12 protein-coding genes are annotated in these 13,660 nt (G+C 52.7%); 11 read left to right on the top strand and 1 reads right to left on the bottom strand.

What is annotated here, in order from left to right:
* The first annotated feature begins 33 nt into the window (after nucleotides 1–33).
* On the top strand, nucleotides 34–717 hold the full coding sequence (locus RW092_RS12065) for a DUF554 domain-containing protein (protein ID WP_016310763.1): 684 nt from the start codon (nucleotides 34–36) through the stop codon (nucleotides 715–717).
* 330 nt (nucleotides 718–1,047) lie between these two features.
* Here the strand turns inward: RW092_RS12065 and RW092_RS12060 are convergent, their stop codons facing one another.
* Entirely contained in the window at nucleotides 1,048–2,058 is a 1,011-nt protein-coding gene (locus RW092_RS12060) for a LacI family DNA-binding transcriptional regulator (protein WP_028540065.1), read from the bottom strand.
* A 252-nt stretch (nucleotides 2,059–2,310) separates the two neighbouring features.
* Between RW092_RS12060 and RW092_RS12055 the strand changes: the two genes are divergently transcribed.
* From RW092_RS12055 to RW092_RS12010, 10 genes are all read left to right on the top strand, one after another.
* Nucleotides 2,311–3,636 carry an ABC transporter substrate-binding protein gene (locus RW092_RS12055; RefSeq protein ID WP_316010312.1) on the top strand — a complete coding sequence of 442 codons (1,326 nt, stop codon included), beginning with the start codon at nucleotides 2,311–2,313 and terminating at the stop codon, nucleotides 3,634–3,636.
* A gap of 95 nt (nucleotides 3,637–3,731) precedes the next feature.
* On the top strand, nucleotides 3,732–4,718 hold the full coding sequence (locus RW092_RS12050) for a carbohydrate ABC transporter permease (protein WP_028540063.1): 987 nt from the start codon (nucleotides 3,732–3,734) through the stop codon (nucleotides 4,716–4,718).
* Nucleotides 4,719–4,733: 15 nt separating this feature from the next.
* The gene (locus tag RW092_RS12045; protein WP_016310767.1) at nucleotides 4,734–5,612 is read left to right on the top strand and encodes a carbohydrate ABC transporter permease; all 879 of its coding nucleotides are present in this window, start codon (nucleotides 4,734–4,736) and stop codon (nucleotides 5,610–5,612) included.
* A 33-nt stretch (nucleotides 5,613–5,645) separates the two neighbouring features.
* Entirely contained in the window at nucleotides 5,646–6,740 is a 1,095-nt protein-coding gene (locus tag RW092_RS12040) for a glycoside hydrolase family 130 protein (RefSeq protein WP_316010311.1), read from the top strand.
* An 18-nt stretch (nucleotides 6,741–6,758) separates the two neighbouring features.
* Nucleotides 6,759–7,709 (top strand): MTP-1 family protein, encoded by a 951-nt coding sequence (locus tag RW092_RS12035; RefSeq protein ID WP_316010310.1) that lies wholly within the window; start codon nucleotides 6,759–6,761, stop codon nucleotides 7,707–7,709.
* A gap of 183 nt (nucleotides 7,710–7,892) precedes the next feature.
* On the top strand, nucleotides 7,893–8,987 hold the full coding sequence (locus RW092_RS12030) for a glycosyltransferase (RefSeq protein WP_316010309.1): 1,095 nt from the start codon (nucleotides 7,893–7,895) through the stop codon (nucleotides 8,985–8,987).
* A complete protein-coding gene (locus RW092_RS12025) occupies nucleotides 8,984–9,625 on the top strand; it encodes a glycerol-3-phosphate acyltransferase (protein WP_028540060.1) in 642 nt (213 codons plus the stop codon). Before RW092_RS12030 ends, RW092_RS12025 begins: the two co-directional genes overlap by 4 nt.
* A gap of 102 nt (nucleotides 9,626–9,727) precedes the next feature.
* Entirely contained in the window at nucleotides 9,728–9,901 is a 174-nt protein-coding gene (locus tag RW092_RS12020; protein WP_164744226.1) for a hypothetical protein, read from the top strand.
* A gap of 150 nt (nucleotides 9,902–10,051) precedes the next feature.
* On the top strand, nucleotides 10,052–11,767 hold the full coding sequence (locus tag RW092_RS12015) for a sensor histidine kinase (protein WP_316010308.1): 1,716 nt from the start codon (nucleotides 10,052–10,054) through the stop codon (nucleotides 11,765–11,767).
* Between the two features lie 139 nt (nucleotides 11,768–11,906).
* Nucleotides 11,907–13,481 (top strand): response regulator, encoded by a 1,575-nt coding sequence (locus RW092_RS12010; RefSeq protein WP_316010307.1) that lies wholly within the window; start codon nucleotides 11,907–11,909, stop codon nucleotides 13,479–13,481.
* The last annotated feature ends 179 nt before the right edge of the window (nucleotides 13,482–13,660 follow it).

Here is a 13,660-nt window from a genome sequence, read left to right as displayed (position 1 = left end):
GGACAGAACTTATGAACGGATAGGAGCAGGAATATGATCGGAACGATTGTGAACACGGTCGCCATATTGGCGGGGAGTGTGCTTGGCAGCATCTTTAAGAAAGGGCTGAAGGAGACGTATCAGACCGCCCTATTTACCGCCATCGGTCTGGCTGCCACCATGCTTGGCATTAACGCTGCGGTGACCCATATGAAGGACAGCACATTCCCTGTGTTGTTTATCATCAGCCTGGCGGCGGGGAGTCTGGCCGGAACTGCACTGGACATCGACGGGAAATTCCAACGGCTGGTGGGGCGGTTCTCCACCTCGAATTTGGGACAAGGACTGTCGACGGCCATCCTGCTCTTCTGCATTGGCACGTTATCCATCCTTGGGCCGATCGAAAGCGCGCTGCACGGGAATCATACGTACCTGTACATGAACGCCACGCTGGATTTGGTCACCTCCATGGTGCTGGCCTCCAGTTACGGCATCGGAATTGCCCTTACTGCTGTCGTGCTCTTTTTATGGCAGGGGGCCATCTATATGAGCGCTGATTATTTAGCGACATTTCTAACGACTCCATTGCTGACGGAGATCTCCATTGTCGGCGGCGTGCTGATTGCCAGCTCAGGGTTATCGATATTGAAGATCATCGACGCGAAGACGCTAAATATGCTGCCGTCCTTATTGGTGCCGGTGATCTGGTTTTTGCTTAAAGGCTGGTTTGGTTATTGAGGACTCAAGTCGGGTGAGGCGGAAGCAACAAACATCCTCAATGATAATTAGCTGGAAAAAGTACCGTTAAATTCGACGTAGATGGTCCTTTCGCGCAACGAACAGTAAAACCTGCCGTTAATTTCATCAAAATCGCTGATTTCGTGGAAAAGCACTCAAATTAACTATACATTTTGCTGTTATATCGCCCAAACCTTGCGTTCTCGTCAAGATTAACGGTAGAAATTCCAGTTAGTTTTGATTTCACCGACGGAGAGTCGTAGCGATCCCATCGTCCACGGATACACAAAAAGGTAGATCAGGGTTATCTCCCTGATCTACCTTTTTAATTTAAGCTTTCACCGCTGTCGTCGATTCGCGCACGATTAAGCGGGTAGGCAGCAGAATTTCCTGGTACGCTTCGTCCGGATGCTTGATCCGCCACATGAGCTGTTCAAACGCTTTGTGTGCGAACAAGGACAGGTCGACCTCCATCGTTGTGATTTTGGGTGAGGCCATTTGGGAATAATGGCTGTTGTCGAAGCCGCAGATCGAGATCTCGTCAGGGATTTGGTACCCCAGTTGACGCAACGCCAAGCTGACGTAAAACGCAAATCCATCATTTAAGCAGAACCATGCGCTAGGCTGGTTATCCAAACGGCGTATGGCTTCTGTGATTGTCTCCTCCTCTTCCTGCGTATGCACAAGCATCAGCTCTTTACGCGGCTCCAGGCCGTGCTCTCGCAGGGCAAGCAGATAACCTTCCCAACGCTCTTGATAACTAGGCGACACTGCAACATTGCCCAGGATGCCGATATCCTGATGGCCATAATCGAGCAGATGCTTGACCGCGATATAAGCGCTGAAACGGTTATTGGTCAGCACTGCATCGGTAGAGAGCAACGGGTGATGGTGGTCAATCAGCACAGTGGGGATGCCTTGCTCCAGTACGTTGCGGATATAAGCTGTACTGATATGCGACAGAATGAGGAGGCCGTCTACTTGCTTCTCTTCGATGAAAGAAGGCAGTTGCAACCGATCTCGCATCTCGGGAGTAATCGATTGAATCAGGAGATTGATGCCATGGTTCTTGGCTTCCCGTTCGACCGCAAGATAGATTTCCCCGAAAAACTGCATGGAAAAAGCAAAATCTGAGGCAATAAGTCCGATCGTCTTCACATGATTTGGATTGCCGGCCGCAGTCTTCTTATTGTAACGGTAGCCCATGGCTTCCGCTGTTTCGATAATTTTGCGCCGCGTTTCTTCGCTTACTCCGTCTTTGCCGGATAACGCCTGGGAGACAGAGTTTTTAGATATATTTAAGCGATCCGCGATATCCTGCATGGCGACTTTTTTTCGCATGTTAGAATCCCCTCTATGCTACAGCTTATCGTTTTTGTAACGTTACAAAAATAAATATACACGAAAAATGTTGTAATGTAAACGATTGGCGGAGAAAAGCCTATTTTTTAGCATTTTTCGATTCCGAAATCCTCTCTTGACAGCGTTATCATTTGGATAGATAATAAAAGCGTAATCTTAATGTAACGTTACAAAAGAGGGTTAGTCATGAAATTAGTAATTCTATTATTTATCTAGTAGGGGGTCATTGGTGTGAAGAAGAAGTTTTCCTTGGGCATCATCTCGGTTCTTGCGGTTTCCCTGCTGTTGTCGGCCTGCTCCGGCAATAACGGAGGCACCAGCCAAGGCGAACAGAAGGGGAAGGGAGGACAAAACGCCGAGCCGGGCAAGAAGGTCGAACTGAAGTTGACGACCTGGGCCGGGGCAGACGAAGCGAAAGAGCTGCAGCAGCTTCTTGACGAATTAAATGAGAAATCTACAACGTATACGATTGTGCAAGATTCGAATCCAGCGGAGTACGATACTCGATTAATCACCCAATTAACCGGTGATTCGGGACCGGATTTGTTCTGGATCAGTGCACAGCGTGCGGCCCAGTTCTCGTCGGAAGGCGCGATGCTGGACATTACAGATCGCTTGAAGTCCTCTGACAAACCGGCAGCGAACGTAGATGACTATTATGAGTCTTCCCTTCAACCATTTACGCACGATGGGAAGGTTTACGGTCTGCCATGGTTGCAGCAACCGGTGATGCTGTACGTGAATAAGGGTCTGTTCGATGAAGCCGGTGTGGCTTATCCGGATGAAACCTGGACCTGGGAGCAATTTACCGATGCAGCCACGAAGCTGACGAAAGACAAGAACGGCAAACATCCCGGTGAGGATGGGTTTGATGAGAAGTCGGTTGTACAGTGGGGCTTTACGTTAAACGGCTGGCCGCCGTCTCAAATGTTCATCTGGCAAAACGGCGGAGACGTCTTAACCGAAGACGGTCAATCGCCAATCGACTCGCCGGAAGCGAAGGAAGCGCTGAACTTCTACTCCGAACTGGTGAAGGGGCCATTGACACCTTCGCAGCAAATTGTGCGTGATCGCGGCTTCGACAAAATGTTCCGCGACGGTCAAGTGGCAATGTTCATGGGCGGGGCAGCCGATGATCTGGATTCCACGGTCGATAACGTGCAGGCCTTTATGGTTCCAGCCGGACCAACCGGCATCCACGCGACCTTTGGCGATATTCTTGGCATGGGCATCAACGTCAAGACGAAAAACGCCGATGCAGCCTTCGAAGCTTTGGTGGACCTGAGCGATGCGATCCACCACTGGAAGATCATGCCGCCGCGTAAATCTCTGGCGGACCTGGCAACGCTGCAGGAGCTTCATCCGAAGAAATCGCATTCCCTCGAAGCGATCATCAGCTCGATGGAATACGCAAGACCGTATCGCTATTCTGAGAAATATCCGGAATGGGAGAACATTTACTGGACGCAGCTGATGGACCCGATCATCAATGCCGGGACCGATCCGGAGAAGCTGATTCCGGAAGTGAAGCCGCTATTGGAGAATGTGATGAAATAATTGAAGGTTCGAGCGAGAAGGACGGGGAGGCATCAGCCTCCTCCCTTTTCTTCATCAAGTGAACGGGTCAACCTGTGCAGAAAGGAGGAAACCGCATGGAAAACCATCTGGCAACATTCATCCGATGGTTGCTAGTCCCTGTTGTCCTGTTAGTCATTGCGAGCGTGCTCTACTTCGTTGTTTCCAAGCTGGGTTGGAAAAAGAAGCAGGCGATCGGTTTAGCACTCGTTTCTCCGTGGATTGTAGGTTTCCTGATTTTTACCGTATATCCTTTGATAGATTCCTTATATTTGAGCTTTACCGAGTCCTCGATCTTCGGCAAGACAGAATGGGTTGGATTCGGCAATTATATCAAGCTGTTTACGAATGATATCGAGTTCTGGCCGTCCATTCGGATTACGCTATTGTACGCCGCCTTGTCGCTGCCCATCGGCGTGATTGGCGCGCTGCTGGTCGCTATGCTGCTGAACAATAAAATCAAGGGGATCGGTACGTACCGGACCATCTACTTCCTTCCGGCGGTCATGCCCGAGGTGGCCGTGGCGCTGCTGTGGAGATGGATGTTTAACAGTGAATCCGGCATTATCAACTACGTTCTATCGCCGCTGTTATCTCTATTTGGCATCGATAAGCCCAATTGGTTTGGCGATCCTCATTACGTGATTGGCGCGTTTGTCATCATGAGCTTATGGGGGATCTTTGGGACCAATACGGTCGTATTCCTAGCCGGCTTACAAGGTGTTCCCAAAAACCTGTACGAAGCGGCTGAAATTGATGGAGCCGGACGATTTGCCAAGTTTGTGCACATCACGATTCCGCAAATTTCGCCGGTGATCCTGCTGCAGGTCATCATGGGGATGATCGGAGCGCTGCAGATCTTTACGATTGCGATGTTCGTCCGTCCAACTTCGGCCGCCGGCAAATTTATGAACCAGCTGGTGTACGAACGCGGATTCACGCAGCTGCATATGGGCGAGGCATCGGCCATCGCTTGGGTGTTGTTTATCATCATCCTGGTGTTGACGCTGCTCGTGTTCCGTTCCAGCCCGGCGTGGGTTCACTACGAATCGGAACGGCGCTAATAGGAGGTGTAACACATGGAAAATACTTCGACAGCCCGTACTCAAGCCGTCTCCGGCAGAACGTGGAAATGGGTGAACAAGACGATCATATACGTCATCGTCACGTTCTTAGCTGCCGTTATCCTGGTGCCGTTCTTCTGGATGGTGTCGACCGCCCTGCAAGCGGACGGGGATATCTTCGCCTGGCCGCCGCAATGGATTCCAGATCCGCCGCAATGGCATAACTTCGTGGAAGCGTGGACGGCGATGCCGTTTAACCGCTACTTGTTTAACACGATCTTTATCGTGGTGTTGGGGATCATCGCGGAGTTGATCAGCGCCACGATTGTCGCTTATGGATTTGCGCGGTTTCGTTTTCCTGGAAGCGGCTTGATCTTCCTCGTGCTGCTGGCTACGATGATGCTGCCGTTTCACGTCACGTTGATTCCGACGTTCCTGATCTGGCAGAAGTTTGGCCTGGTCGGCCAATTTGACCCGCTTGTCCTGCGGGCGTGGACGGCGTGGGGACCGTTTTATATATTCCTGCTGCGTCAGTTTTTCATGACCTTGCCGCGGGAGCTGGACGATGCGGCTGAGATGGACGGGTCGAATTTCTTCCAGACTTTCGTTTATATCATGCTGCCGCAGGTGAAGCCGGCGTTGCTGGCTGTCGCGATCTTTGCGTTCCGGGGGTATTGGAACGACTTTCTGGGTCCGCTCATCTACCTGTCGGATATGAAGATGTATACGCTGAATGTCGGGATGTATTTCTTTATGGGCGGCGTGAACGAAGCCCCGCAATGGAATTACCTGATGGCCATGTCCACGCTGGTGGCGCTGCCGGTCATCCTGTTGTTCTTTATGGCCCAGCGTTACTTTATCGAGGGCATTACGTTTACGGGCATGAAAGACTAATCAGTCTGAATTTCGGATAGGAGGAACTGCTAGATGACGATGTTGCAAAAGATAGAGATCAATCGCTCCGTGAACAATCCGCTGATTACGCCGAAGGATGTCAAGCCTACCTTCCCGGATTGGGAAGTACTCGGCGTATTTAACGCTGGCGTAGCTGAATATGAAGGAGAAGTGATTCTGCTGCTGCGGGTGGCGGAATGCCCTCGGCAGACCGACCCGCGGTATGTGCTTGTACCGGTGGTGGACGTAAACCGCCAGCCCCGCGGGGCAGAGCCAGCGGTGGAGATTGTAAAAGTCGACCGGGAAGATCCGAACTTCGACTTCTCCGACCCTCGGGTGATTCGCGATCAGCAGGGGACCACGGTGTACTTGACGTCCATCTCCCATTTTCGCGTGGCCCGCAGCCGGGACGGCTTGAACTTTACCATCGACGAGACGCCTAGCGTCTGGCCGGAAGACCCGCTGGAACGCTGGGGGATTGAAGATCCGCGGATTACCCAGTTAGGAGATCAGTATCATATCACCTACAGTGCCGTTTCTGAACGAGGCGTAGCCGTTGGCCGGTTGACGACCACCGACTTCGTTTCGTTCCGCCGGGAAGGATTAATCCTGGCCCCGACCAATAAAGATGTAACCTTGTTCCCCGCAGCAATCGATGGCAAATATTATATGCTTCACCGCCCGGTGCCGGAAGGCCTCGGATTGCCGGAAATCTGGGTGGCCGAGTCGCCGGACCTGGAGCACTGGGGAAATCATCGCTTCCTGATGGGACTGCGCGAAGGAAAATGGGACGGAGCCCGCATCGGCGCGGGTTGTGTGCCGATCCAAACCGAGGCAGGCTGGCTGATTCTGTACCATGGCGCGGATCAGACGCATCGCTACTGCATGGGCGCAGCCTTGCTGGACCTCAACGATCCAGGCCGGGTAATCGCCCGCATGGAGGAACCGCTGATGGTGCCGGAAGCGGAATATGAGACGAGCGGATTTTTCCACAGTGTGATTTTTGCTTGCGGAGCAATCGTCAAGGGAGAACAAGTGATTATGTATTATGGGGCATCGGACGATTCGATGGCCTGCGCGAGCTTCCGCCTCCCGCAGCTGCTGGAAGCTTTGCAACCACTAAGCTAACGGAAAGGGAATCAGATGATGGCAAATTTTCAAAACAGCGGTGTGTTGTCGTGCGAGAAGTTGGTTGAGGCCTACCGGCATAAGGCAAAGGTGAACAAGCCCGGAGAGGCCGTCAAACTGATATTTGAAGGGGTAGGCGAACGGGACGTTTACAATATTTCGGCTCCCTTCGAGGACGAAGGGGAGCTGGTCATTGCCGGACGCGTGGAGCGCCGGGACAGCGAGGAGTCGGAGATTTGGTTTTTTGTTCGCCGCGGCGAGCATTGGGTTCCCCGTGAAGGGGCGCCGGTGTTTGGGCTGCAGGATCCGTTCTTCACTCGCATCGGCGGGGAGCTGATATTCGGCGGGGTGCAGACGTTCCCGCACCCGGAGCTGGAAGGAGCGCTCAGTTGGCGGACGGTATTTTACAAGGGACCTTGTCTTCATCAGTTAGAGCTGTTCTTCCAAGGCCCGGACCAAATGAAGGATTTGCGCCTGGTGGAGCTGTCCGACGGAACCATTGGCGTATTTACCCGTCCACAGGGGGAGAAAGGCGGCAGAGGGAAAATCGGCTTCGCGAAAGTGAACCGGCTTACGGATCTCTCGCTTGAGGTGGTGCAGGAAGCGCCGCTGCTTAAGCAATTCCTTGATGAGGAATGGGGCGGCAGCAACGAAATCCATCTGCTGGCTAACGGCAAGCTGGGGGTGCTGGGCCATATTGCCCGCTTCGATGAGCAAGGCGACCGCCATTATTATCCGATGGCCTTCGGGTTTGACCCGGCAACCGGCCAATACACCGATATGGAGATCATCGCCGAACGCGCCGATTTCCTGCCGGGCCCGGCGAAGCGGCCGGATTTGGCTGACGTCGTATTCAGCGGCGGACTTGTCCGTCAAGGCGACGGCAAAGCGACATTGTATGCGGGAATCAGCGATGCGGAAGCGCAGAGCTTGGTGATCGACGATCCGTTTATTAAATTGGAGCAATAAGATAGGATCTAAGCCTCTCTCGGTTGTCGAGAGGGGTTTTGTTTTTTCGTTGAAAAAATAGGAATTGTCGACTACACTAGCGGTAGTCTCTTCTACTTTTTTGTACATCTCTGCTATTACGAACATAGAATACTCATATACGTGATTTCACTTTATTTCGGCAGCGAAAGAGGTGGGGCAGCGATGGGAATTTGGATCGTATTAGCCATCGGATGGATTGCAGGATGGATCCTGTTTCGAGCGGTTGTTGTTCCCGAACGGGAAGAACCTTATCGCAGAGGAGAGAAGGTGTCGGTGATCATTCCGGCGCGGAATGAAGCCGGGAATTTACCGCATCTGCTGGGTTCGTTGCAAAATCAAACCTATCCTCCCGATGAGATCATTGTGGTGGATGATTTTTCGGACGATGGCACCTATGAGGTCGCCGTTAAATATGGGGTAAACGTAATTCGGAACGACGCGCTGCCTCCCGGATGGACAGGGAAAACCTGGGCGGTCTGGAACGGCTACCGGCAATCCACCGGCAACGTGATCGTCTTCCTGGATGCCGACATTCGATTGGCCCCCCGGGCGCTGGAGTCACTGCTGCAGGCGCGGGCCGAGGCGGGCGGTGTGATTTCCGTCGTACCGTTTCATGTCACGGAGAAGTTTTATGAACGTCTGGCGCTCATTACGAATGTCCTGGGCGTATTTGCGTTCACCTCGCCGTTTGAACTGCGCAGCCGGCAAAAAGGGCTCTACGGCTCCTGCATCGTGACGACACGCCGCGATTACGAGGCGATTCAGGGGCATGACAGCATTCGTGCGGAGCTGCTCGACGATTTGAACCTTGGCGCGAAGTTCCGCGAGGCGGGCATTCGCGTGACCAATTTTCTCGGCAGCGGCCTCGTCTCTTTCCGGATGTACCCGAACGGGATTCGCAGCGAGCTCGAGGGGTTCGGGAAAGGGGCGGTGCTGAGCACAGCCAAGCTTCGTCCGGCGACGACGCTGTTGGTTGCGGTGTGGCTCCTGGGGCTTATCGCTTCTGAAGGCGCCTTGTTCCTTTGGAACACAGCCTGGGCTTACCCGCTGCTGATCGGATATGTGCTGTATGCGGTGCAGCTATATTTCTTGGTGCGCTATGTAGGGAAGTTTGGCATAGGGATGCCTTTGCTTCATGTGTTGTCGACCCTCTTTTTCCTCGTGATCCTGATCTATTCGGCCTATCAAGTGGTGTTTCGCGGATCGGTCACCTGGAAAGGCCGGAACGTGCAGGTAGGAAGCAGGGGAGATCGATGATTCTCTGGCTGGCAGCGGTGGAGTTCCTGTGCGGGGCTTTAATGTTTTCCTATTGGCTGGGCAAGGCGGCCCGGAAAGATTTACGGCAGGTTGGCGACGGCAACCCCGGCGCGTTTAATCTGTGGCAGTCTGCCGGTTACCATTGGGGATTGGCGGGTATTCTGCTCGATTTTATGAAGGGATATGTGCCGCTGGTCTTCCTGGTCGAATCGGGGATGCTGGGACGCGATTACGGGATGACGCTGGTTGCGGTCGCCCCGATCCTGGGGCATGCCTTTTCGCCCTTCCTTAAATTTAAGGGGGGGAAGGCGATTGCTGTCACCTTTGGCGTGTGGAGCGCCTTAACCCGATTTGAGGCGGCCTTGGCCTATGCGGTGATTCTCGCGGTGCTGCTTGCGGTATTTTCTTTCTATAAGAAGGGAAAATATGCATCTAGGGAAGCCGACGGCTTCCAAGTTGTTGTGGGCATGGCGATGCTGTCCATTTTTCTGCTGGTTGCCGGCTATGCTCGGCCTTATTGGGGGGTCTGGCTGGTAAACCTCATCGTGCTGGGTTTCACCAACCGGCAGGCGATTCGGAGCTTCCTGACCGGGAAGGGCGGCAAGCTGCCTCGCTCCGGGGATGGCGTCACACTGTAATCGCTCCGAATCAGGGATATGGATAAAGATAGGAACCAAGGTATATATTGGGCTGGAAACAGAAAAGCTATAGGCAACCTGAGATGGAAGGAGCAAAGCTGTATGGATGCCACTCTTGGAGCGGATGAAGTTGTCCGCCGTATTAAACAATTGCAGAGTGAAGGCGTTTCGCTGAGCAAGAAGCAGGTCAAGCAGAACGATCCGGAGTTGATGCGCAACGCTTTGTTTTATTTTCCTAGCTGGGAACATGCCGTAAAGAACGCAGAAACCTTATAATACCGCACCTTATTAAACCGATTCGGGTTGGCGAAGTAAAAGCCATGGACCTGGGTCGGTTTTTTATTATTTATTTTCTGGACAAGGGTCGATATGATGAATAGGAGGATAATGTAAGCGATTAAATTGATGAGAAAGCTTGGCGATCCCATGAAAAAATATATCCCCTTCACCTACAAAATGCTGATTCCTTACCTGCTGCTCGTGCTGTTAACGGACGTGATCATCGGCTACGTGTCGTACACGATGCTGACGGAATCCCGGACGGAGATGGCCGAGACGAATATCCGCACCGGAATGGAGCAGGCCCGGAATAACATTCGTTACCAAATGGACGAGATCCAGCGGATGTCGGATACCCTGTTTGGCAATCTCGCCTTTCAACGAGCGATGCAAACCAAAGGGGAGCCGTACGACATTTATCTGGTTATGCTGGATGAGATCGTTCCGGAAATTACGGCGCCGCTCAAGCTGTTTGGCAACCATATTCGGCTGATGCTGTATACGCTGAACAGCGATCTGTATATCGTTTCGGGCGATAATTTGGAGGAGCCGATTCACCGCAGTGACTATTACATTCTGCCGTTTGAGGACATTCAGGACAGCGCCTGGTATCAACAGTTTAAAGATTCCGAACGGGATAATATCTGGCTGCAGATCGACACCGATCAGCGGTTGGGGAACATCTCTCATATCCGCCGCCTGGTCTCATATAGCGGGAACATGACCGTGATCGGATATGTCCGCATCACCGCTTCCCTCGACGATTTGTTTGGCGACTTCTCCACGTTTCCTGTCGAGCAGGGGATTACGGTACGCCTGATTGATTCTGCGTCAGACGGGGTCTTGCTCTATCAGCGGGGGAATGCGGAAATGGACGCCCAGCGGGGGAAATATCTGAGTCTGCATGAACCGATTCCCGGCACCGACTTTGTGATTGAGGCGCTGGTTCCGAAGGCGTACTTAACGAAGGATGCAGGCAGGCTGCAGCGGGTGATTTTTACCGTGTGCGGCATCAGCTTTATCGTCATGGCTTTCATTGGGTTTATCGTGGCTCGGCTGTCCGGACGAAAGATGAAACGCATCGTTTGGCTCGTCCGTTCCTTTCAGGAGGGGAACTTCCAGAAGCGGATTCGTTTCTCCGGTAACGATGAGTTTGTACATATTGCCGATGCATTTAACGTGATGGCCGCCAATATTCAGGGGCTGATCAACAGCGTGTACGTGCAGGGCATCCAGAAGAAGCAAGCGGAGCTGGAGGCGTTGCAGGCGCAGATGAACCCGCATTTTCTATACAACACGCTGTCGACAATCAGCAGTTTGGCCAATCTCGGTGAGACCGCCAAGGTCACCGAGATGGTGCAGGGCCTGTCGCGATTTTATCGGCTGACCTTGAATCAAGGGAACGTCTTTACACCTCTGGAACATGAGTTGAAGCAGGTGGAGACATATCTGGGTATTCAGAGGGTCAAATACGCCGGGGCTTTCTCTGTCCACGTCGACGTGGATCCCGAACTGCTGCAGGTGCAAGTGATGAAGCTGATCCTGCAGCCGTTCGTGGAGAATACGTTTAAGCATGCCTGGTTTGGCGAATCGATTGCGATCGTCATTAAAGGGAAGCGGCGGGGCGATGACCTGGAGTTGAAAGTGATCGATAACGGGATTGGGATGAGGCCGGAGACGGTGCAGCGTTTGCTGATTGGTCCAAGCCAATCCGGCGGCTACGGGGTGAAGAACGTCGACGAGCGGATCAAGCTCCGCTACGGAGGCAAATACGGTATTCGCATCGCTAGCATCTATGGCGGAGGGACAACGGTTCAGATCCTGCTTCCGATGAACCCTGGGGAGCTCCCGGCATTGGAATAATTTTTTGGTGATCTCTCAGAGGAAAGTCTGTAAAATCGGTGAATTTGTATAGATTATCATTGCAAACCGATATGTTCAGCGGAACGAGCGATAAGTATGCTCGAGATAAGAAGTAAACTTACGAGAAGGAATGACGGCCATGGAGATTAACGTATTACTTGTCGACGACGAGGCAGTAGACCTCGAGTGGCTGCGCCGCAGAGTGCAGGGCAGCGGAATGAACCTGCAGGTGGCGGCAACCGCCAATAACGGCTTTAATGCGCTTAAGGCGATGGAGCAGGAGCGGATCGACCTGATTCTCTCCGATATCCGCATGCCGATCATGTCGGGAATCGAATTCGCTCGCAAAGCCAAAGAGATTCATCCCGGCGTCAAAATCGTGTTCATCAGCGGGCACGAAGACTTTGAATACGCCAAAGAGGCAATCAAGATCAGCGCCTCGGGTTATTTGCTGAAGCCCGTGGAAGATCAGGAACTCTATAAGATGCTGAGCGAGCTCTGCGCCGCGATCGAACGGGAACGGGATCAGGATCGCACGTTTACGGAAGCGTTGACGATCGTTAATGAAGAGCTGCTGTTGCGTTGGTTGAACGAGATCTCTCCGGAGCAGGTTGAGGGGCATATTCGCGGGTATTTGCAAACCCTGTTTAGAACAGGAACTGCAGCAGCCCTTGTTGAAATCGACGACCTGGAATGGAAGACCGGGGATTTGCCGGAGGAGGAGCGACGCAAGCAAATTCAGAAGGTGATGGCGTTTATCCAGCATTTTACGACGGAGATGAAGCTGGGCACGTTCATCGTCAGCCAACCGACGCGGTTTCTCCTGCTGGCTTCTGTACCGGAAACGGCGTTCCTGGAGCTGCTGGAGGAGCTGATCCGGGCGGTCCGAGGAATTTCCCCCTTCTCCGTGACCGTTGGGGTAGGCAGCTTCGCACGGGATGAAGAAGCGTTGCGGGCGTCTTACCGCCAGGCGCAAGCGGCGCTTAGCGCCAAGTGGCTGGTCGGCAAGGACCGGTTGATCCACGAAGCTCGGGTGTATCCGGGCGAAAGCCGATTTGCCAGTGCACGAACGGACGAGATTCTCCGGCGGATGTTAAAGGCGATTCTAAGCTATGATCTCGTAACGATTGACGACTGCTTGCTGGAGCTGTTTTATCAAGGTTCCCCGCTGGCCCAGAAGAACGATGTGTACGATCTCATCATCCGTATCACCACCCAGCTGCATGCCGATCTGCGCGAAATTAACGAAAATCTGTATGAGCTGTTGAAGTGGGATACGCACCAGCCGGTGCTGCTGTTCCAGTTCGAAACGATCCACGATATCACGTCTTGGCTGCGAAAACGGTTCTTTGAGTTGTCCGAGCTGTTGTACGTCAAGAAGCAGAAGCAGAAACGCAAGCTGATTCAAGATATTATGGCCTATGTCGAGAGCAATCTTGAGCAAAAAATGACGCTGAAAGACGTCGCCGCCCGCTTCGATTTTACGCCAAACTACCTCGGCTTTTTGTTTAAGGAAGAAACGGGCCGGCATTTCAGCGACTACCTGAACGAGCTTAAGACGAAGCGTATCTGCGAGCTGCTGACCGATCCCACATTGAAGATTTATGAAATCGCCGAGCGGATGGGCTATAAAAATATCATTTATTTCAACCGGCAATTCAAACAGGCCACCGGGATGACGCCCGGGGAATATCGCAAAACGCATAAGATCTGATAAGGTCCGGGCCGTAATCCCCGCTGCGTTCTTGGCGGCCCAGGCTAGCTAAGATGAACGTAAACAAAAGACAGCCCTCCAAATTGCTACATCTCGTAGGTTAAAATGGATAGTGTAGTATAAACCAAACCATTTCAGAGCTACATAGCAAAGGAGAGCTGATACTATGCAGTCTACCA

The sequence above is a fragment of the Paenibacillus sp. 3LSP genome (assembly GCF_032465655.1).
GTDB classification, from domain to species: Bacteria; Bacillota; Bacilli; order Paenibacillales; family Paenibacillaceae; genus Fontibacillus; species Fontibacillus barengoltzii.
Note: the sequence above shows the minus strand (reverse complement) of the source record. Positions and strands in the feature narration are given on the sequence as shown.